The sequence below is a fragment of the Paraglaciecola sp. genome, assembly GCF_039942875.1.
GTDB lineage: Bacteria > Pseudomonadota > Gammaproteobacteria > Enterobacterales > Alteromonadaceae > Paraglaciecola.
The window spans coordinates 24,606-46,076 of record NZ_JBDVBQ010000041.1; the positions used below are offsets into that span (position 1 = coordinate 24,606).

Below are 21,471 nucleotides of genomic sequence, written 5' to 3' on the forward strand. Positions count from 1 at the left end.
GAACCAATTTACAGTACTAATTGGCTAAGTTAGTCTTACTTGAGGTGTGTACTGAAGTCCTAGCTTTATTCAACTTAATATAAATAATAATCACCAAGGGTATGAACTTGGGGACATTCTCACGGGGAAATGAGACAAATGCGGTTTAACAGGGTAGTAAAAAGTAAAGGAGTAAGTTGGGTCAAGAGGGCTCTAATATCACTGGCTTTAGGTGGCTTGTTAGGTGTGTCGAGTCAGATAAATGCCGCAGATGTCGGTAGTGTTGAGTTATCAGCAAGCTTTGTGGATGGAATGACGCTACCAGCCTACAAATCTATCGAAGTGAGCGGACGGGCACCACAAGGGCATACATTAGATGTAAAGCTAATAAGAAACAATGCCACTGTTACTATGGCTAGAGTGACAGTAAAAAGCGACAGTAATTGGCATGTATCGTTAAATCCGCAAAGCCCTAGTGGACCCTATCAGCTTAAAGTGATAGATAATAAGCGTCTAGCAGTTGTCAATGACATTTACATTGGTCCAAAAACTAGTAAGTTACGTAATCCAGATGGCGGAATTATCCTTTCCACGCTTTTTAGCGATGACATGCACTTACAACCAGGTGAAGAAATCAAAGTCAGCGGATTTACAGAGCCTAGAAGCTCCTTAGATATAAAGCTTATAAAAAATAAAACAACCCATACCATGGCTAGAGTTCAAGCTGCCAGTGATGGTCAATGGCAGGTGACTATGCCGGCTCAAAGTGCAGGTGGACCATTTCAATTGGTTTTTAGTAATGGGTCTCACAAAAAAGTGGTTAGCGGAATTATTATTGGGCAAGCTGATGTAAAAGAGAGGGGTTCTAACCCAATTAAAAATGAATTCTTAGAACCAGAATTTGATGATTCTTCATGGCCATTAGCTAATTTAAGTTCACTAGAAAACCTACCTAGCAATCAGCCCTTACTCGTTAGAAAATATGTCAACTTCGCCTCAGCTCCGAGCAAAGCTATTCGTTTTAATTTGGGCGACAACCATCAGGTTAAGCAGATTTATATTAATGGTAAATTGTTAGATGATAAAAGTTGGCCCAAAAAATCGCTAATTATTAATGTTCCTAGCAGTATGTTGCAATCTGGACCGAACCTTGTTGCTATGATTTCTAAAGAGGATTGGGATAATACACGCTTTATTGGGACCACAGGACGTTTCAGCCTTAGTATTAATAACCATGATCTAGATTTAAAGAGTAACTGGCGAGTTTTTAATTCGCCTGCTGAAGCGCTATGATATGCAACCATTTAAGTACTCTTAGATTGAAGGGTAGGTTGAAGTGAAAAACGAAATAGACAGTAAATTTGTATTATCTGTATTTGATAAAATGCGAGAGCATGGTGAAAAACAACAAGAGCAATATATTTTAGGTGGGCTAAAGGGCTCAACTGATTTTGACGGTTACACCCTGTTTATTGAGGATGCGTTGGTGATGTTGCGATTTGGTTTTCACAATCAATATGCTTTTGAATATGAAAAAGAAGAACATTTAGAGCAGTTTTTGAAAAAGATGACTGCAATAGAGCAGACTTATTAGTTAATGGCTATTTGGCTATTTGGCTAGATTGCTAGAACTATCGCTTGTCATAAGGCATTTGCTACGTTTACTTATGCGCTTCACTTAATAAATTAATTGCGGTGCTCACCGCAATCTCGGTAACTGCGCCCCTAAAGAAATAGGCTTTCCCCATGTCGGCCACTCAATATGCAAATTCTAGAGTGGGAAATATGTAGTCGCTGAGGCTCAAAGGCATGGCTTTGGGAGCTAATTTATAGGTTTTTCTCTTTACCTGCTACAGGAGTCGCTTCTTCTATTATCTGAGGTCTAGGTGTAATTGAATTTATATTATTAAGTGGTAGCACTATGGTGTTTTTTGTTTGATGGTCATACAGAAAAATATAGTTTATCGAGGTGCTCAATAATGAATATTCATGGCTTGGGTTAGAGATTGCCTTAGCGTCTAGGGTCACGAGACCATATTTTTTATCTATAATTAACTCGGCCTTATTCTTTGAGTGCATACTAATAAAAATCACAAAATAAACTAACAGTATGGCAAAAGCGCCCCACCAAAATGATCGTGCGCTTTGAACCCCTGCTAAAAAAGGGATAACTCTTAACGCCCCATGATTAAACTTTTTGTCTAACCAAGCGCTAACAGGCGCATGAATATATGTCACCGCCCAGGTTATAAAAACCACACTAAATGCACCGAATACCATTAACATCACCATAGGATCTTTGATGCCTGCTACGAGAATATCGCTCACTTCAAGGTATGTCGTGATAGGTAGATTAAAATAAGAATAAAAAGTCAGTAAATAGACAAAGCCAGCGATTGCAATGGTTGCATAGATTAAAAAAACGGTTAGCCCTGGGTGACGTGTGATAAGTGCGATAATTTCATTTGGGTTAACTTTCGGACGATATTTATCTAATTCTGCGTTAGGGGGCATAGTCCGTACTGTGTGATATTGATAAGTTAAAGTCTACAAGACTCATAGGATACTGGCAAAGGAACTTATAGGTGGGCTGTTGATGAGTTGTTTTGTAAATGACTTTACGGGCGAATATTAACCAATCTCGCTAGAACTAGGGTGTTCTATAAAATAATCAACTTTGCTGTCCACAGTTAATTTTTAAACGCCACTCCTTGTCTGAAATACAGATAAAAGCTTCCTATTTGTTAAACTTGGTGCCTATCTTGAAATTAACGTTAGAACGAAACCTAACCTTTAGTAATTGCCTTGTTTATATGCATTTAAATGGACGTGTTCTGCGAAGTATTTTATCTTGGGTGCCTAGATAGAGTGTCAAAGTATATTAAAATATTGGGGAGACAAAATGATTGAATTTTGCCCAAAATGTAATGAGAAATATTCTCTATTCTACAGATAAACACAACCTCTGATGTGTCAACCATGCTTCAAATCTCAAAGAGATGAATTAATTACAAGGGAACAAGAAAAAATTAGTTATAAACCTTATTCACACAAAACGTTTTTACTAGATTTATTGGGGATCGTTGTTGGGGGGTTACTTTGTTTTTGGATGTATACAAGATTTGAAAACTCTGAAGAATGGTTTGATGGACGTCGTTCAGACGGTTATGGTTTCATATTAGGTTTGGTAATAATTACAGTATCTTTGTGGGATATTATCAGAAATTTATATAAGCTAATTAAAACAAAAAAGCTTAATGATAGTGACACATAACAAATAATTTTATCGCCCACAAACTCATTGGCAGTTTTATTCTCTGGCCTTCGGTCAAAGCGCTTTAAAAACTCTCCTTAGGGAAGTCTTTGTTCTACAACCACTCCCTAAAACCTAAACCACCCCTTCAATCATAGTCATGTGGTTATCGAACATTATGGGTAGGGTATTGATGTTGGCTATGCCCTTTAGTGGTGCCGATTCATCTAATTTTTTTAAATAGCCTTTGCCGCTAGAGGCGAGTATTTTGCCTTTTGAAAGGGCTAGGCCTGAGGCGTCACTAAAGTTTTGTTTTTCAATAAATTGGTGGGTGTTGGTATCCCAAAAACTTAGGTGTGAGCCTCTTGGGCAACTTACGCATAGTAGCTTGTCTTTAACCACTAAGCTTGAGGTGTATTGTTGCATTTTATACAGCTGGCTTGTGTCTGCACTAAAGGATTGTAGGGTGTCTTCACCTTGGTGTGAAAACACTAAAGGGTGCATGTTTGATTTAGGCCCTTGGTATTGTGCCCCTGTAAATACTGCGCCATCTTCTCTTACTGTTAAATGGCGAATGCTTAACTGGTTGTCTGGGGGGGCGTAGCTAGCCAATACTTTAGCGGTTGTTGTATCTATGTATGCCAAATTGGGTTGCATGGTGTCTAGGTTGAGCTTTTTCCGCGGTTGCTCTGGGTGGGTCTCAATGCCGCCATTGGCTACCACTAGGGTTTTACCATCAGGCATTAAGGTTAATTCATGGGGGCCGATTCCACCTGAACTAAACCTATCAATTACTTGGTAGGTTTGTGCATCACGCACCACAATTATACCTTGTTTTCTGTCATACAAGTTTTCGGTGGTGTAGAGGTATTCCCCATTTTTTGAGAATACGCCATGGCCATAAAAGTGGCTGTCCCTTTGGCTTTCAATATTGTGATTGATTTGGCCATTGATAAAGTCGACTTCAACGGCAAAACGGTCTGGCCTGCGGGCAAATACTAAGGCGTGTCCCGGTTTGTGAGGTAAAGCTAATGAATCATGACCTCGAGCCGGTAGCTTAACTGAATTGACAATTTGTCCTTGGCTATTGATGGCTGCGGCCATGTTTTGACCTTGTGGGTCGTTGCAGGTACTGACTAACCATTGTTCTGTTTGGTAAGTGGTACACGCAGGTAACAACCAAGCTGCTAGTGCAACTTGGCTTGAGCCTAAAATAAACTGCCTTCGGTTAATCGTCATGATTCTTAGCCTTAGTTAAAAGGCGTATTTTGCGCCTATGATAAATTGTCTTGGCTTACCTGGGCGTGCACCGAAAGGCCTGCGAGATACTATTTCTACTTCATCGGTGAGGTTATCTAGCTTACTGTAAATACGTAGTGCGTCATTCACTTGATACCAAGCAGCAAGGTCAATTTGGCTAATGCTAGAAGTATACACACCTTCTAGCTCGACACCTGTGCCCGATGCTTCAGACATTTCAGCTACATATTTGTAAGCTATATCTAGTTGCCAATTGTCTCCTGCAACTCCGACTTGAAGGTTAAATTGATTTTTAGGTAAGTAGGGGAGTTCGTCGCCTGTGACTACGTTGCCCCACTGAGAAAATGTTGAATCAAAGGTGGTTTGAAACTCTGATTGAGTGTGGGTGTAAGCTAGGTTAATAGGTAGCGTAATACTTTGGGATATTGCTATCTTGCCATTAGCACTTAACTCTAAACCGTAGATGTCTACTTCACCACCGTTAAACTCCACGTCAAGTTCTGTGGTACAACCGCTTGAGAAGGTACAGCTGCCTTTTAGATTACTGTAATCATTAAAAAAGCCAATGGCTTCCATATTCCAGTCGGCTACATTTGCCCGTAAGCCTAGTTCGTAGTTCCAGCTTTCTTCGGGTTTGATGCTACTTTCTTCACCTGGACTATTGGGTACAAAGCCTTTATTTACGCCAGCTAAGATACCTAACTGTGGGGTGATTTGATAGAAAGCACCTAAACCGGGTAGCACAACTGTGTCGCTGTTATTTTGAACCGTTTGAGCAAGGTAGTCGTTAGACTTGCCATCTATGTTTTCGACTCGTAAACCCAAAGAGGTATGTAAGTCACCAAACTGAACTTTTGAATTCACAAAGGCGGCAATGGCGGTGGTGGTGTCTTTGTTACTAGTGATAACGTCGTCCAGTTGACCTGCAAAAATCATTTGGCCATTTACCATGTCGAAGTAGCGCGCTCTGTGAAGTCTTTCTACTTGGTCTTGATGCACCCGAAAACCTGCATCTATGGTCATGTCTGCATCACCTAGGTTTGTATCCCAAGACAGTTTTGATTGCACGCCCTGAGAGTAAAATGTGCGGTCGTTCAAAGTGAAAACTAGGGTTTCATCTGAGGTAAGTGAGTCTTCTTCACCTTTTAAAATCTCCAGAAAACGACTATTTAAGCCGGTATCTGGTGAAGATAAGATAGTGTCTAAGCTGCGGCTAGAGTTAAACCCATTTAGGCGATCCCAATCACGGTTGAAGTCTCTTCTGTAGACTTGTGTTACCACTGTCATGTCTGGGGTTAATTCTATGTAATGAGAAGCTTGTAGTTGTAGGTGCTCCCAATCAAATTTGTCATTTTGACTGCCGGCATAACGTTGATAAGGGTCTTCAGCAAAGTCTGCATCGGTTATGCCTAAGTAGGTTTCGTGAGACACTTCTTCTGAATAACCCACTTTTAATTGAATCTGTTGATTATATGGGTCGTTTTCAAAGCTGTAGTTAGCTTTACCTAATACTTCATTTTTTACAAAGCCGGTATTGTCATCTTCGGGTAAGGTTTTAAAACCGTCTGCTCGTAAATGTACTCCTTCAACTAAAATGCCGATATTGTCGATATTTTTTGAATAATGGCCATGTATCTTTCCGTAAGCCTGCTCGCCAACTGCTACATCAAATTCGCCGCTATCTTCTGGGCTGACAGCGCGAGATAACATATTAATTGCGCCACCTACAGTGTTAGGGCCATATGTAATGGCTGATGGGCCTTTAAATACCTCTAGCTGAGTCATACGTGACACGTTAGGAAAGTAATAAGCTGCAGGAGCTGAGTAGGGCGCAGGTGCGATTAATACGCCATCTTCCATTAAAGCAATTTTGCTACTTCGCTCGCTAGTGGCACCACGTAATCCAATATTAGGTCGTAATCCGTAGCCGTCTTCTTCTCGAATATAAACACCGGGTACACTTTGTAACACGCGGTGAATGTCATCAAATTCAAACTGCTCTAGGGCGGTTTCATTTAATACAAATCCTGAGCCCGTTGCGGTTTCTAGAGCATTTTGATTACCAAATATTTGGATGACATCATCAATATTTGACGTCTTTGGCTCTTCGGCAGCCATAAGGGTTGCTGGCATAGCCGACAACGCTAAGGTGATACCTAGGGTAACTTTAGAGAATGTGGTGTGTAACAACATAGTTTTTATACTTCGCATATTAAATGATTAATCGCCGTCTGATGAGTTAAAGCCTAAATTCAGATCTAAAGCTTGGGTAAAGCTGACGTCTATTAAGTCGATTAGAATTCGCATTTCGTCCACTAAATTAGTGATTGCTTCTCGGCCTTCAGAGTCTGCTAATGCTGTTTCGTATGAATCAAAATCTAGGTTAATTTGGGTGATTTGAGATGACACACTGGTTAACGAAATTGTGATTTCGTCACTAATTGATTGCTGTTCTAAAAAATCGATAAGAATAGAGTCAAAGCCTTTGCCATCGTCATTAGTATAGATCGTTAAAAAGGTTTCAATATTAATGGCAACACTCAGCAGCGATTCGTCGTTTAATATGTGTTCAGCATCTTGGTAATTGCCTGGCGATTCCTCACCTAATATTTCAAACAATTTAGAATCTTCTACAATCTCAATATGCTCTAACCAATTAGTAGTTAACTCTTCGACTGAATCGACTACCGAACTAAAGTCACCTGTTCCTTCAATAAATTGAGCTCTATAGTTACCGCCAGAGGCTTGCCAATCTGTGGCAATATCGTCGCTGATATTGACTAGATTCTGGGCTATGGCTAGGCTGACTTCACAACGTTTTGCTTTGTCGCTAGCATTGATCAAGGAGTCACTAGAATCCTCAGGGAAAAGCAGGTACTCAAGTGCTGGGATCCCTTGTCCACCAACATTTACACCCGAGACATCATCTGCGGTTACTGTGATTTGCTCTAGTAGTAGGCTTTCTACACCGCGACTCACTGCATCATTTTCGTCAGGCCAAAGTTGAATCCTGAATAAACGGCTGTCTTCAACGACTGCACCCACCTTTAACCACTGGATACTTTGCCATGCGCTGTTAAATGATGACCAAGTTTGTTGATATGTTTGTAATTCACTAGTGTTAGGTGAAGTTAACGCACAAAATACATCGCCAGCACTTTTTAGTGTTTGGGCTTGGGCTAACATTGCCTCATAACTAGGAATAATATGGTTATCAGTTAAGTCTGTTAAATAATCAGCAAACTCAGTATTGATATCCACTGTGGGAGTTGTAGGTGTTGTTGGTGTTTCGGTTGATGTGCCACCTGATGAACCGCCACCGCAAGCGCTTAATAAGGTGCTTAACCCTGCGGCTACTAATACTTTGGAGGCTTTAAAGCCGTATTCTAATTTTATCATATTGAACCGCTCCTATATCGCATCTAAAAACGTTAGTAGTTCTTGACGCTCTGTTTGGCTTAAATTTTTGAAGAATGTTTGACTGGCAAGAGCTTCACCACCGTGCCATAAAATGGCTTCAGCTACTGATTTTGCTCGACCATCGTGTAAATATAAGGGGGCCTTTCTAAATACTTTCTGAGCGCCCAACCCCCAAAGTGGTGGAGTGCGCCATTCTTTACCTGACGCGTCGTTTTCGACAACCCCATCCGCAAGACCAGCCCCCATATCGTGTAAAGCTAAGTCTGTGTACGGCCAAATTTTTTGATTGGCTAACACTGCAACAGGATAATCTGCTGCAGTCGTGTAGCTAGGAGTATGGCATAAGGCACAGCCTCCTTTGTAAAAAAGCTCGCGGCCTTGCTGGGCTTCTTCTGATAACAAGTTACGAGTGGGTGGTACAGCCATAAATTGATTAGTGTCTACCACTAGTTTTAATAACTTATTGGGTATTTCTACGTCTGTATGCCTACCCAGTTTTGATGCTATCGCACACCCTTTTTGAGCTGGACCACACGATTCAGCTGGGAACCAAGAACTAGTAATACCAATGTCATCTCTAAAAGCGGCGGCAACCTGCTGTGCCAAAGTTGGGTGTTTGGCTTTAAACCCAAAACGACCAATACCTAGGGTTGGCTCTGCGTAAGCATCATCAGAAGTATGCTTTTTTACCATAGGTACTCGGTTATAACGGGCCGATATGCCATTTTGATCACTATCGTCTATGTCTTCTTGTGCTAATAGGTCAGCTTCTGCAATGGCATCGAGTAGACCTGCGCCATACACCACAGGGGCAAAGCGTGGAGATAATCCCGCTTCTTTGCCTATTTCTCCGTAATTAAGCTCTCGTAATTGATAACTAGGTTTGTGTAATTGATATTCGCTGCCATCAGCATATTGGCCCGTTATGGTTTCATATGCCAAATTTAACTTTGCTTCCGGCTTAATGACTTTCGGCAATTGAGTCTCATGAACGGTATTAATAGCCCGAGTTTGTATTTGCTCTCCATAAATTTCTGATGAAGGACTTTTTGAGTAATGACTGAAGCTAGAGTCTTGGTCTTTTAATCCTAAGCGAATAACCATGGCCGATGGGCTTGATAAACCTACTTCTGGAGCTGGGCCTCTGCCACCTCTAGAGTGGCAACTAATGCATGAGCGTGTGTTAAATAGTGGGCCTAGGCCATCACGGTCTTTGGTTGAGCTAGGCGCTATGACCCAAGGATCCCGGAATAACGAAAACCCCGTCCAAAAATCTAATTTTTGTTTGGCATTTACGCCTTTACCTTCAACTACATAAGTACGGTGAGAAACTCGCTTGGCGGTAATATCACCACCAGGTTGTAGCTCAGTTTGGTCAAATTTGGGTGCCTTAGAGCACCCGAACAACCCACTGAATATAATTATAAAAAAACTGGCTTTTAGCATATTTTTGAATGTACCTAACTCGCTTAAAGTGATGCTAAAAAGGCTAACAACTGGGCACGCTCGGTGCTATCAAGTTGCATATAGTTATCTTTGCTGGTTTGTGCTTCACCACCATGCCATAAAATTGCTTCTTCTATGGTGCGAGCTCGGCCATCATGTAAGAAGGTTGACTTTGCATTGACTGTTTGTACTAGGCCAATTCCCCAAAGTGCAGGTGTTTTCCATTCTGTTCCTGTGGCCATGCCTTGAATTAAGCCATCTGCCAACCCTTCGCAGCGTTGCACATACATGCATTCTTCACCTTCTGAACAACTAAGGCCGGCATCGGTTTCACGAGTCACTTCACAACTGCCACCCATATCGTGTAGTAATAAATCAGTGTAAGGGTAAATAGTTTGATTCGATAATGCTTCAATAGGCTCAGCGGCTTCATCGGGATCGCCAATTAGTGGAATTTCACCTAATAAGCTACCTGCTGCCTCTCCAGTTACATGGCGGGGAGTGTGACAACCTGTGCAGTTGGCTTCAAAAAAGAGTGTCCGGCCTTGGCTTATATCTGTGTCCCATGTTTGTGTGGTTGTGTTGTACCCGCGGCGAGCAGGAACGCCTAATACCCGGGTGTAGAATTCGACCAGTGCCAATTCACGGATTGACACATCATAGTCTTCGCCCATTTGCCCTTCTTGTTCTGCCACAGTTTGACAAGCAATTTGTGCATCTGTACAAGATTCTTCAACAAATAAACTATTGGTTAAACCTATATCCCCACGGTAGGCTCCGGCAGATTGTTGCAATACACTAGGTGTTTGGGCTTTATAGGCAAAACGCCCTAATATGGTTTCGCCGGTTATGGCATGAGTAACCATAGAGGCTTTACCTGATATGCCGTCGTTATCTGCATCGTGCTCATCTACAAGGGCTAAAATATTGTCTTCTGGTATGGCGTTTAATAATCCAGTGCCAAATACGCTGGGTGCCATGCGTACTGAAAACTGAACATCATCAATAAAGTCACCGAAACTCATGTCTTTTGTTTTATATACAGGTTTACGTAAACTGTAAGTTGTAGAATCTGGGTAGCTTCCGCTCACTTCTTCGTACTCCACATAGGTGTAAGCTTCACCAAAAAGCTCATCACCATTTATTGAGCCTCCGAATACAGGTAAGTTGGCGTTTCGAAATGAAGTGTCTGTGGTTTGCTTACCAAACGTTTGAATTTGGTCACCGTATATTGGGTCTTCATTACCTAAAGAATCAGCAATTTTTACTAAGGTACTTTCGAAGGCTTCAGTTATATCGGTAGGAATTTCACCACGGCCGTCGTTAATGTGGCAGCTTTGACAGGTACTGCTGTTCATGAGTGGACCTGAATCATCATGCGCGGTTCTAAATAAGTGGTCACCTTGGACAAATAAACTAGCATCGGTGAAGTCATCGTCTATGATACTGGGGGTTGCTTCAAATGCACCGTCATCGGTTTTAAATGTAGTGACATCTCCACCTGCAAGATATTCTGAACTTTCAATTACATCAGTCTCAATGGGCGTTAAACCACTATGGTCTAGCTCAGGCTGTGGATCGGGATCTGTAATAACAACAACAGGAGTATTACTGCCACTACTACCACCGCAACCAGAGATGATTAAACACAAAAATGTAAAACCTGTTAAAACTATTGCTGTAGGCGAGGTGAGGTTAACGCTTTTATTCATACTTTGAAAACACTGTTGTAAATGAGAATAGTGATTATACACATTTAACAAAAAAAGGGGCTTATTAAGCCCCTTGATATTTATAACGAATCTGAATTACTTGAAGTGGTCTAGACTTTCTTAGAACTCTTCTTCAGTATCTTGGTATATATCATTGGTTGTTATTCCCAATGCGTCGATTGAATCTTCAATATAACCAGTTTGTGTATCTAAGGCTTGGATTACAGCAACCACATTCTCTTGAGCAATACCTTCTTGGATAAGGTTATCAAAAGGGGTGCCAGTCTCTGCTTTAGTATCTATCACTGTCGCGGCAGCCATTGTCGCTTCTAGCGCTGATCGTAAGTTGTTAGCCAACTCTGGTTCACCTTCAACTACCAGTAAATCATAAGGTGAGGCACCTTCAACTACTTCGCCATCAATACGTGTGTAACTAGCGTTGAATGAGTTTTGAACACCTTTAGCATTTAAAAATATGTCTCTGTGTGTGTTATCACTAAAACATGAATGCTCGTCTTCTTGAGAGTCTGTAGTTAACGCTATATTGATACGTTCACCTGCCAACTCACCGTAGCTTAAACGGCCCATACCTTCAAAAATAAGCGCTAAAGATGTGTCACCACCCGCTACGAAGTTTGCATAATGAAATCCTGTCACTGGTTCCCAAGCTTCAACAACAGTAGTTAAGTCGTCTATTAACACATCAGCGGCTGCTAATAAGTAGTCACCACGACGGGTACAAATTTCGTCTGCTACTATGTCAGAGCCTGATGTACATTCACCTGATACATTTGTAAAATCAGAAACTGTACGTTGACCTGCAGTTGCATCACGGCTGCCGGTGCCAGTTAAATCAGCATTTAGATCTTGGCCCCAGAGTAAAAATTCAATGGCGTGGTAACCAGTGGTTACGTTTGCTTCTTCACCTTCATATTCAAACAGCTCACTAATAGTAGCTGCATCAATAATTGGATAAGTTGTAGTGTCAGCAATAATGTTACTGCCGCTTAGGCCGTCACCTTCATCACCATCTACTGTGTCGGCTACATAATCAATAAGCGCTTCACCTAAAGGCCAAGCGTTTATTCGGCCTTCTGGACCGTCGCCTTCTTCACCTAATATATATTCACCCGCTTCATCTGTGGTTAATGCGTCGATAGGACCTACACGGAAACGATATACTTCAGTTTGACCATATGGTTCGCGAGAGTCTAACCATGCTTGTTTAGCTGCTGTGAAGTTTGACTCAGTAGGTTCAGCTACAAATGCTTCCAAGACATCACGCATTGATTGAGCCGAAATTAATGAATCTGCATAAGCTGCATAAGCTATATTTGCGTTTGACGTTACTACGTCATCTCGTGTTACATAAACACTAACACCATCTGTACCGTCAGCCCCTGCGGCACCATCAGCTCCTTGTTGACCATCTTCGCCGTCGTCAATACAGGCAGTTAAAGATAATGCCAGCACTAACGCTATCGATATTGAAGTTTTATTCATTAATTTTTCCATTGACTTAAAATGAGAATTGTTCTCATTATCTGTCGTGTTAAGTAAAAGTCAAGGAATTAAGACATTTTTTTAAAAAATAGCTTTACGCTATTTGCTTATTCTGGAGAGTGTTATTCTATATCAATGCTAACTTATACAATGCATGATTTGTTACTTGGCCGTGCGGGCGACTATTTAATGGAACTACTTGATATCTAGATATCTTGAGACTGAAAACTCAGATCGCTGCGGGCCTCAGTAATTGCCTGTATACAATGTTCGAAATACACTACCTTGGTTGAATATCCTACCGTGAATTTGATTTCTCTTTGTATTTTTTGACGTAAACGCTGCAATATGGCAGTGGCAATATCTACTTTACTGATCTTGGCATAAGCATGAGCTAGCATGATTGCTAATCCTGTTAATGTGATGGTTAACTGCGTTGACTCTATGCGATTATCAAAAATCATTTCTGCTGTTTCAAATGCCCGTCCTAAAAATGCTATAGCTTGTTTGTGGTGTTGCTTTTTAAGTAGCTGTTCTGCATGACTTTTGTTTTCCAGAATGCGGCTAAATGCTTCTCTGGGATGACTGTCTACCCAAAGCTTATTTATAGGACACAAATAGTGGTACTCAGACATTAAAACCTTTCATTCATTACTAATGAGACCTAGTTTAAATATTTACTTTTTAGTTAAAAATGAGTGATTCCTTTTATATGAATTCGCTAATGGTTTGTTTTCATTTTGGCAAATAAAGTACGAGTATAAGGTTTCAATTTCTTCTATTTTTTTCTCGTAATCAGTTTGGTCGAGAATTTCAAATAATAACGGCATGAGTTTTTTTAGGTAGCGATGACACTGAATACGCCAGTTTTTGTTGTGACAGGTGTCACACATAGTTTCTACTAGAGTATCTACTATGCGCAGATGTGCGGTTTTTACCGCTTTCATGTTATTGAGTTTCTTGGCCCTTTCTAACGCTAGGTGAACATAGCAACTGATATCATCATAACTTTCTTTGCTATTGTTACCATAACGTACTGCCAATTCTAAGGAATAAAAAACGAAAGAATAGTGTGTGGACATAAGTGAATTCAACCTTAATGATAATTGTTATCATTAAGGTTAGGTCTGATTGGAAATCATGTCAAGGCTAATTCGATAGGTAAAAGAATCATGGGCATGGCGGCGGGCGCAAACGCTAAATAGAAGTGCCTTAGGAGGAGGATCTGTTTAGGTTAGTGGCAAACTGTACTGTAGTTAAAACTATTAAGTTCCCCCTTAGCATTTAAAACAAACTAGGTGGAACTTAATTAATGACCTACAAAGGGCGCTTAGAAGAAAAACTACTCAGGTGTTTAATACCTTGGCTAAGTAAGCCGGTATCAACTGGGCTGAATACTTCTTCATTGCTTTGTAAGTCGAAAGTACGCACATTACCATTGTTCATTATTTCTATTCTTTCTGTGGCTGTGAGTAGCAATACTTTACTGCCTTGAGTGCTAACGATATAACGTCGTTTATTGGTATTGGTTAAATCACTGCCTGTGCTATATGCGCTAGCGTTTGCTGTGCAACCTAACAAATTTAAAACAGTTGGCGCTAAATCTTCATGGCTAGACATCTGTTTATGCATATTAATATTACTAAACAATTGGCTAGGTAAAGCCTTTGAATGGCTTAAGTCTGTGATTAGAATTTGATATTGACTTTGGACTTCTGGAGTCAATAATTGTGATAAATCCTCGCTATTGACAAAGCCTATCGCCAGGTTACTTTCGATATGTTGAACACTGCTTTTAAACTCGTCCCAACTACTGATGTATTGATTAAATTTAGCAGGAAGATTTTGTTCAGAAAATACATTGATATCTAAGCCCATGGACGCAGGTAAACTCAGAAGTATTGGATCATAGTCGCTCAGTGCGTCGTGATATAACTCCGGTAATCCGTATAAAACAGTATTTATGCTGCTTTGAAGGTTAGATTGTAATCCATAATGTTTGCCTAGAGATGATATACCGGCAATAGAGCCAGATATTTTGCCATTAACTAAACCCAATAGGAGTACTTTTTGGTCATTTTGAACGGCACAATAAACGGGAGCTATAGGGTAATTGATGCCATTTATGGTTTGATCGAATTGTAATGCTTTTCGTTGTTGATAGTCTTCAATATCTAACAGGCTATAACGAGACATTAAGGTTTTAGCTGTGGCTGGGTAAGAAAGCGGGAACATATTATCTTGCTTAACTATAGGTTGATACAATTTGGCGTCGGCCCAAACATGCAAACCGTGGCTAATAACAAAACAGGCCACAAAGAAACTGCTAATAGGTAAGCCTAATTTTCTCTTTTGCAGGCGTTTCACACGCTGCCATAGTGCATTGGCAACCACTAATTGAAAAGAAAACCACACGATAAACAGTAAAGTTAAAAAGCTCCATTGTTGCCAGCCAAAATCAGACATCACGGTTTGTGCTTCGTCACGTATTAAATCCGCTGACTTTATGCTTAAGTGCACCCCAAACTTATTATACAATAAAGCATCAAAAGCAAGCAGAGCAAGGCCTGAAGCTGCAACGATAGAGCTAATTACTTTAACGGTTTTAGCATTCGATAATAAATAACACAACGGTAAAATTAAGATTACAAAACCAAAAAAGGTTAAAAAACCAATATGGCTTATCCAATTAGTAAATAGGTACAGATTACCTATTGCAGTGATGGGAGCTGGAGAGTTTAAAATATAGATGGCTGCAATAATGATGGCGACTACTATGTTTTGCAGCGCAAACCAGTGGCCCCAAGTAACTAACTGGGTAACTAATTTACGACGAGGTGTTTCAGCTAAAATCATAGGCTTGTTTTACCTTTAACTTTTTTATTTTCCATTGATACTTTTTAGCAGCACTTGTGTAAACTGTTCGGCCATTTGTTCGCGCTGATTATCGCCGACTTGTTGCTGGAAAATGTTGGTGATGAGGTTGCCTAACACCATTAGAGAAAGATCTCTGTTGGCTTGGTGTTTTTCTAACGCAATAATAATGTCATGCATGATGGCTTCAAATTGGCTGTCAGAATATTTGGATTGTTGTGGCATACGGATAGGCTCAGATATTTTACTTGTATAATTAGGGCGATAGTAACAATGGTCTACTAAAATTGCTATCAACCAACTGTAACTGAACGAATTTAATTACTTTGAGGAAAAAATGTGAGTGCTTTGATTCACCATTTTGTTGTACATCAATTAGCTGTTAATCAACAGCAAGAGCTAACCCTTATTCCCAGAACTAGCTGCTTTGATGTGAACCCAGAAATTGAAAACTTGGCGCAGCAAATTAACCATGCCTTTAATACTAAACCCGGAAAAGGGGTGGGTGGTTTTGTTACAGAAAACGCAGAAATTGTCAGTGTAAGTAAAGAATCTGATGACGAAGAAGAGAAAGCCCTTACGCCTCACTCGGTTCCGTTCAAAAGTATGTTGCAAGATATGCAGGATGAAACTACTGATTTTGTTGAGTTTAGTATTCAAGCAAGTGAGCTATTAAAAAAATCTTTGATAGATACAGGGACCCTAGAAACGGGCTTTGTAGTATTTAGTCATTATCAGTTTTTAGCGACTGATTACTTGATGATTGCGATAATCAATACCAAGCACCATGTTGAAATAAACCGTGAACTAGAATTGACCAGTAGTGATCATTTAGATCTTAGTAAAATGCAGCTGGCAGTAAGAATAGATTTAACACAACTTGCGGTATCGGCAGAACAGCAAAGGTATATCAGTTTTATTAAAGGCCGCATGGGTCGTAAAGTGTCTGATTTTTTTATGCATTTTGTTGGTTGTGAAGAGTTAGTTGACGTTAAACAACAAAATAAACAACTACTGACTACCGTAGATGCTTTTTTAGCAGCTGAGCAACTTGACCCTGAAGAGAAACATCAGGCTCGAGATACGGTTTCTGAATATTACAAACAGAAACTCGAACAAGGCGAAGATATCCAAATTCAAGAACTAGCGGCTAAACTGCCAAGCGACCATGTCAGTTTTGAGGCATTTAACCAACAAGCTGAAGTACCTGTTGAAGAGCAGTTTCAGGCTGACCGAAGTGCCCTTAAAACCTTGGCTAAATTTAGCGGTCAAGGGGGAGGAGTGTCCTTAAGTTTTGAGCGTAAGTTATTAGGTGACCGAGTTAGTTATGATGCAGGCTCTGACACTTTGATGATCCGCGGAATTCCACCTAACCTAAAAGACCAACTCTTAAAGTCACAAAGTTGATTTTAGGGTAATGGGTAGATAGTTAAATCTAAATGTTAGATTTACTAGATTATTTTTTCAGTATGTAAGTGAACAAGGTAACGATACTTTTTTATGCAATTATTTGTGAATGATTTAACCGTGATGGATTTTTCTTATTTATGCCCAAAGCGGGGAATGGTAGGAGAAAGCTGGATTGTTGACGTGATCCTAAGTGGTGACTTAAATGAAGAAAGCATGGTGTTGGATTTTGGCAAAGTCAAAAAACAGCTTAAGTATTTAATAGATGAATATATAGATCATAAATTATTAGTGCCCGTTGAACATGAGTTTAGTGTAGTGAAGCAGAATGAAAAGACAGATAGAGTGAAGGTTGACTTTATGCGACCTGACAATAAGTCTATACATCTTAATTGCCCTGCAGAAGCCTATGCATTTGTTTATTCAGATAAAGTGACTATGCCTTCAGTTAGTGATTACCTTAAAGATGTTATTGCGACTCATTTACCTGAAAATGTAGCAGGAATAGAGCTTAATTTACGGGCTGAGGTGATTAACACTCCCTATTATCATTATACCCACGGTTTAAAAAAGCATGATGGTAATTGCCAACGTATCGCCCATGGTCATCGCTCAAAAGTAGTAGTGTTTGAAGATCACGAAGAAAGCATAAAGTGGCAGGAGTATTGGGCAACGCGTTGGTGTGATATTTATATTGGTTCTACAGAAGATATAGTGAAGCCTGAGCAAACTGCTTTTGAGATAGAAGAAGGTGATTTTGAACAACATCATGTTTTTGCTTATGAAGCATCACAGGGAAGGTTTGAATTAGCCATCCCGAAAGCTGAATCAGAAATGCTTGAAACTGATACTACTGTAGAGTGTTTGGCGCAATATATGGCAGATGAACATAAGCGACTAACCCCTGAATGTGACTTTAAAGTATTGGCTTATGAAGGGGTAGGTAAAGGAGCCATTGCTTTTGCTTAGGTTAGGTTTATGTGTCGCCTTTTTATTGATTACTTTTAAGGTAACAGCAAGTGACGTTGAGCTTAAAGGTGTTTTAACACAAGGCAGTCTTATTCGTGGTCAGTTACCTGCTGGTAGCCAAGTTTGGTTAGATGATAAGGCTATTAAAATATCAGAGGGAGGGCAATTTGCATTTGGTTTTGGTCGTGATGCAGCACTTGAACACCAACTTAAATGGCAAGATAAAAACGGCCTTCAACACAGCAAAATGATTACACTGTACAAGCGTACTTACCAAGAACAAAAAATTGAGGGAGTGGCGAGCAAATACGTTAGCCCATCAAAGGAAGTGTTTGCTCGCATCAGAAAAGATAATCGACAAATTGGCAGTGCTCGTGCAAATAATGATAATAGATTGGATTTTACCCAAGACTTTATTTGGCCTGCTGAAGGTCCAATTAGCGGAGTGTATGGAAGTCGCCGAGTGTTTAATGGCATTCCCAAGCGGCCTCATTTTGGATTAGATGTTGCTGGGCCAACTGGTACGCCTGTTTATGCTCCTGCTGATGGCATAGTGACCTTGTTTGAACCTGATATGTATTACTCAGGCGGTACTATGATTATTGACCACGGGTTTGGTGTGACCTCGACTTTTTTACATTTAAGTAAAGGCCTTGTTATTGCGGGTACGAAAGTAAAACAGGGTGACTTAGTCGCTGAAATTGGTGCGACAGGAAGAGTAACCGGGGCCCATTTAGATTGGCGTGTAAATTGGTTTAAAGAAAGGCTAGATCCAGCCTTATTGGTGCCGAAACGTTAGGCATAGGCTTACCTCCCAAATAGCTTTGAGAGGTATTTCGCATGCTGTTAACTTATTGTTTGTTTTCTAATCCGAGCAATTTATCCAACGATAATCTTCCGGGGCCCATGCTGAGTACTGTTAATAGTGCTATAAACCACCAAACAGCGGGGTTCCACCAATGGTCCCAAGTTGGGAATACAGCAAGTTGGATAAATAAGGTCATTCCAATTAAACCTGCCGCACCTAAGCGGGTGAATATACCTAGCGCTAGCATAATAGGAAAAACTATCTCAGCTACTCCCGCGCCGACCGCTAAGGATTCGATAAAGGTGATGATAGAAGACCCTTCAACATAATCGAGAGTTTCTGCGTCACACAATAATAGAGCCCCTTCACGAATTGGGTCCGGGCAGAAGAACTCATATAGAAACAAATCGTATTTTTCAGAGTTAAAGCTCAGAAAGCCATTCCACTTGGTCATTCCCGATGAAAAAAAAACATTAGCTGCTAATAGTCTAGCTATAAGAAGGGTTATGTCTGTTAAGTACAAGTTGAGCTTTGCGGTTAAGCTCTTGTATAAACTAATCATATGCGTGCTCTTTAAGTTATTAAGTTATTAAATTATTAAGTAGAAGTTGACTAAAGGTATTACTGATATCTAAGTCGTCACTTTGCATGGCTATTTCGGCTGACTCTCCTAAGGTTCTACCTTCATAAATGCTACTGATAAATAACGCTTCCGATGCTAGTAACGTTCTGTGTAAAATCGTCTCGGAATCGCGCCACACCATAATGGTTTTAGGGTTGACTTCGATTGATATTTCTTCACTTATGTCACTATCTCGAAGTTGTGACCATAAGCTTGTTACCGTCCACTCAAGTTTTACTAATTGTACACTTGGATGCAGCGATAAAGATTTATTTTCAATATCAACTATTAGTGCTTCGATTGCTGTTTCATCGAGGGGTGTTTTTTGGGTAGCAAAATAAGCACGATGCCAAGCTCTGTCTAATTGGCATACATCCCAGACATAGCTCAAGTCCGGGTGCGCTTGGTGAAGTGCATCTCGAATATATTCTGGAAAGGTTTCTCCAAATTCACTGAGTACAGGGTTAGAAGGCGGATTAGTAATAGCAAACTCACGGGCGAGTGTTTTAAAAAAGTCTACACCTAATAGTTTCTCACAACTAGGGTATTTTCTAGTGAGTCCATCAATGCAACTGCTAATGAAGGTATTGCGATAAACGGCTAAGCGACGTTTGCTTTCAAGGTCAGATATATATGGCATTATATCTTCTAAGCTTCCAGTTTTTACATAATCTATAAGTGCGGCATGAAACTCACTCATGTGAGGTTACTTCTTTGTGGGCGTTAATTAGCTTTTGTGCCATGTTTCTTTCTTTTATCAGCACATCGAAGGTTGGTAAATTAGCGTCTCTTTCTATAAGTACAGGACAGGGACCTATATGTGACAGAGCCTTGTCTAATAAGTCCCATACTCCTTTGGATACGTCATTGTCATGGGAGTCAATTAATAAGTCTTTTTCAATGGGGTCCGCAGAGTGGCCTGCAATGTGTATTTCACCTAATGATGCTGGGTCTAAGTTTTCAATATAACGTTGAGGGTCAATACCTGTGTTATTAGCGCTGATGAAAAGGTTATTAACATCTAATAAAATTCCACATCCAGTCTTTCGGACTAGAGACATCATGAATTCAGGCTCAGACATGTCGCCTTTGAAGTTTAGGTAGTTGGCTGGGTTTTCTATTAATATTGGTCTTTGAAGTGCTTCTTGCAATTGCTGAATGTTATGTGCTGTTTTATTTAATGATTCTAATGTTACTGGAGTCGGCATCAGATTGGCCAAATAATTGCCTTCTGTTCCAGACCACGCAATATGCTCAGAGAATGCTGCAGTAGGCACCAAGTTAAGTAAGTTAGTGAGTCGTTTTATATGTGCTGGATTAATAGGTTCTGGCCCTCCTAAGGAGGCTCCCACTCCATGAATACTTATTGGGAAATTCCGTGCAATATCCTGCAGCCTTTCTAACCTTGGACCGCCTTGAATAAGATAGTTTTCGGCATGTACCTCAAACCATATATTTGTTTCTAAGCAATGGTTAATAGAGTCGAAATATTCTGGCTTTAAAGAAATGCCCGCAGCAGCGGGCAATTTAGTTAGTTCTTGCATTGGAAATCAGTATAAATCTAAGCGATGGGCTTTTTAGAGGCGGCACCGTGTGGTGTGACGATAAATTCACACGAACCTTTAGGTGAGTAGGTCCAAGCATTTTTTTGGAAATCGACGGTAGAAGTACCTTCACAACTTGTGCCTGCTCCTGCTTTACAGTCGTTTTCACCTGCTAATGCAATGCCATAACACTTATCTTTACGGCCACGTAATCTGTTACCTTCTTTCCATTCTTGTACGGCGACTTGTATTTTTTCAGGGGTAGCTTCAGCTAGAGTTAATTGATCATTGGGTTTTGCTGTGGCTATTTGTGAAGCGGCAATAGTGCAACCTAATAACAACGCTGACTTAATGGTATTGGTGTTTTTCATAAATGTAATCCTAAGTAAATATAGTTAAAAGAAATGGACAAATATTTAGTTAATGTAGCCCATTATGTTACTTAGAGACCATTATACTTTCGGTTAAATTTCAAAAAATCTCAGTGGCGTAGCGAAATATCTCTAATGTGACGTAGAAAGTAAGGTTGTATATGAGTGTAAAGCATAGGCGTTAAAAAGGACGACTATCACAAAGTATAGAGAAGCACTTGTAGGTTCAAGTTGGGGGATGTAAGTCAAAAATTAAGAGTGTAAATGGCTTTATCCGAGTGAAAAGTCGCTCTTTAGATGGCG

Annotated in this window: 21 protein-coding genes; 6 read left to right on the plus strand and 15 right to left on the minus strand. The window is 40.3% G+C overall.

The genetic code is table 11. The features are described from left to right. The first annotated feature begins 138 nt into the window (after window positions 1-138). Both ABJE44_RS13550 and ABJE44_RS13555 read left to right on the plus strand, forming a co-directional pair. Window positions 139-1,272: a DUF1533 domain-containing protein gene (locus ABJE44_RS13550; RefSeq protein WP_348110236.1), complete on the plus strand. Its 1,134-nt coding sequence runs from the start codon at window positions 139-141 to the stop codon at window positions 1,270-1,272. Between the two features lie 43 nt (window positions 1,273-1,315). Beyond that, window positions 1,316-1,573: a DUF3081 family protein gene (locus ABJE44_RS13555; RefSeq protein ID WP_348110237.1), complete on the plus strand. Its 258-nt coding sequence runs from the start codon at window positions 1,316-1,318 to the stop codon at window positions 1,571-1,573. Between the two features lie 233 nt (window positions 1,574-1,806). On the opposite strand, the gene ABJE44_RS13560 is transcribed toward ABJE44_RS13555, so the two are convergent. Then, complete coding sequence (locus ABJE44_RS13560; RefSeq protein ID WP_348110238.1) at window positions 1,807-2,493, minus strand: hypothetical protein; 687 nt, start codon at window positions 2,491-2,493, stop codon at window positions 1,807-1,809. Between the two features lie 454 nt (window positions 2,494-2,947). On the opposite strand from ABJE44_RS13560, the gene ABJE44_RS13565 reads away from it, so the two are divergent. Further along, complete coding sequence (locus ABJE44_RS13565; RefSeq protein ID WP_348110239.1) at window positions 2,948-3,253, plus strand: hypothetical protein; 306 nt, start codon at window positions 2,948-2,950, stop codon at window positions 3,251-3,253. A 114-nt stretch (window positions 3,254-3,367) separates the two neighbouring features. Here ABJE44_RS13565 and ABJE44_RS13570 read toward each other — a convergent pair whose 3' ends face one another. The 10 genes from ABJE44_RS13570 to ABJE44_RS13615 all read right to left on the minus strand — a co-directional run bounded on the left by ABJE44_RS13570 (window position 3,368) and on the right by ABJE44_RS13615 (window position 15,672). Continuing rightward, window positions 3,368-4,471 carry a DUF1513 domain-containing protein gene (locus ABJE44_RS13570; protein WP_348110240.1) on the minus strand — a complete coding sequence of 368 codons (1,104 nt, stop codon included), beginning with the start codon at window positions 4,469-4,471 and terminating at the stop codon, window positions 3,368-3,370. A gap of 15 nt (window positions 4,472-4,486) precedes the next feature. Further along, window positions 4,487-6,703 carry a TonB-dependent receptor gene (locus ABJE44_RS13575; RefSeq protein ID WP_348110241.1) on the minus strand — a complete coding sequence of 739 codons (2,217 nt, stop codon included), beginning with the start codon at window positions 6,701-6,703 and terminating at the stop codon, window positions 4,487-4,489. Window positions 6,704-6,712: 9 nt separating this feature from the next. Further along, window positions 6,713-7,891 (minus strand): imelysin family protein, encoded by a 1,179-nt coding sequence (locus ABJE44_RS13580; protein ID WP_348110242.1) that lies wholly within the window; start codon window positions 7,889-7,891, stop codon window positions 6,713-6,715. A 12-nt stretch (window positions 7,892-7,903) separates the two neighbouring features. Next, window positions 7,904-9,358, minus strand: coding sequence for a di-heme oxidoredictase family protein (locus ABJE44_RS13585; RefSeq protein ID WP_348110243.1), 1,455 nt, complete (start codon window positions 9,356-9,358; stop codon window positions 7,904-7,906). A 23-nt stretch (window positions 9,359-9,381) separates the two neighbouring features. Further along, the gene (locus ABJE44_RS13590; protein WP_348110244.1) at window positions 9,382-11,070 is read right to left on the minus strand and encodes a di-heme oxidoredictase family protein; all 1,689 of its coding nucleotides are present in this window, start codon (window positions 11,068-11,070) and stop codon (window positions 9,382-9,384) included. Window positions 11,071-11,190: 120 nt separating this feature from the next. Then, a complete protein-coding gene (locus tag ABJE44_RS13595) occupies window positions 11,191-12,573 on the minus strand; it encodes an imelysin family protein (RefSeq protein ID WP_348110245.1) in 1,383 nt (460 codons plus the stop codon). Window positions 12,574-12,779: 206 nt separating this feature from the next. Further along, window positions 12,780-13,208 (minus strand): hypothetical protein, encoded by a 429-nt coding sequence (locus tag ABJE44_RS13600; RefSeq protein WP_348110246.1) that lies wholly within the window; start codon window positions 13,206-13,208, stop codon window positions 12,780-12,782. Window positions 13,209-13,250: 42 nt separating this feature from the next. Further along, entirely contained in the window at window positions 13,251-13,655 is a 405-nt protein-coding gene (locus ABJE44_RS13605; protein ID WP_348110247.1) for a hypothetical protein, read from the minus strand. A gap of 235 nt (window positions 13,656-13,890) precedes the next feature. Beyond that, entirely contained in the window at window positions 13,891-15,429 is a 1,539-nt protein-coding gene (locus tag ABJE44_RS13610; protein WP_348110248.1) for a DUF3413 domain-containing protein, read from the minus strand. A gap of 24 nt (window positions 15,430-15,453) precedes the next feature. Further along, window positions 15,454-15,672: a DUF1414 domain-containing protein gene (locus ABJE44_RS13615; protein ID WP_348110249.1), complete on the minus strand. Its 219-nt coding sequence runs from the start codon at window positions 15,670-15,672 to the stop codon at window positions 15,454-15,456. Between the two features lie 114 nt (window positions 15,673-15,786). Between ABJE44_RS13615 and yejK the strand changes: the two genes are divergently transcribed. From yejK to ABJE44_RS13630, 3 genes are all read left to right on the plus strand, one after another. After that, on the plus strand, window positions 15,787-16,854 hold the full coding sequence (gene yejK / locus ABJE44_RS13620) for a nucleoid-associated protein YejK (protein WP_348110250.1): 1,068 nt from the start codon (window positions 15,787-15,789) through the stop codon (window positions 16,852-16,854). Between the two features lie 93 nt (window positions 16,855-16,947). Continuing rightward, the gene (locus tag ABJE44_RS13625) at window positions 16,948-17,823 is read left to right on the plus strand and encodes a 6-carboxytetrahydropterin synthase (RefSeq protein ID WP_348110251.1); all 876 of its coding nucleotides are present in this window, start codon (window positions 16,948-16,950) and stop codon (window positions 17,821-17,823) included. Between the two features lie 25 nt (window positions 17,824-17,848). Further along, window positions 17,849-18,622 (plus strand): M23 family metallopeptidase, encoded by a 774-nt coding sequence (locus ABJE44_RS13630; RefSeq protein ID WP_348110301.1) that lies wholly within the window; start codon window positions 17,849-17,851, stop codon window positions 18,620-18,622. Window positions 18,623-18,674: 52 nt separating this feature from the next. Here ABJE44_RS13630 and ABJE44_RS13635 read toward each other — a convergent pair whose 3' ends face one another. The 4 genes from ABJE44_RS13635 to ABJE44_RS13650 are packed head-to-tail and all read right to left on the minus strand — an operon-like array spanning window position 18,675 to window position 21,168. Beyond that, window positions 18,675-19,193, minus strand: coding sequence for a DoxX family protein (locus ABJE44_RS13635; RefSeq protein ID WP_348110252.1), 519 nt, complete (start codon window positions 19,191-19,193; stop codon window positions 18,675-18,677). 19 nt (window positions 19,194-19,212) lie between these two features. Beyond that, entirely contained in the window at window positions 19,213-19,953 is a 741-nt protein-coding gene (locus ABJE44_RS13640; RefSeq protein WP_348110253.1) for a DNA-binding domain-containing protein, read from the minus strand. Next, entirely contained in the window at window positions 19,946-20,797 is an 852-nt protein-coding gene (locus ABJE44_RS13645) for a DUF692 domain-containing protein (RefSeq protein ID WP_348110254.1), read from the minus strand. The genes ABJE44_RS13640 and ABJE44_RS13645 overlap by 8 nt, the downstream gene beginning before the upstream one ends. A 17-nt stretch (window positions 20,798-20,814) precedes the next feature. Beyond that, entirely contained in the window at window positions 20,815-21,168 is a 354-nt protein-coding gene (locus ABJE44_RS13650) for a DUF2282 domain-containing protein (RefSeq protein WP_348110255.1), read from the minus strand. Between the last annotated feature and the right edge of the window lie 303 nt (window positions 21,169-21,471).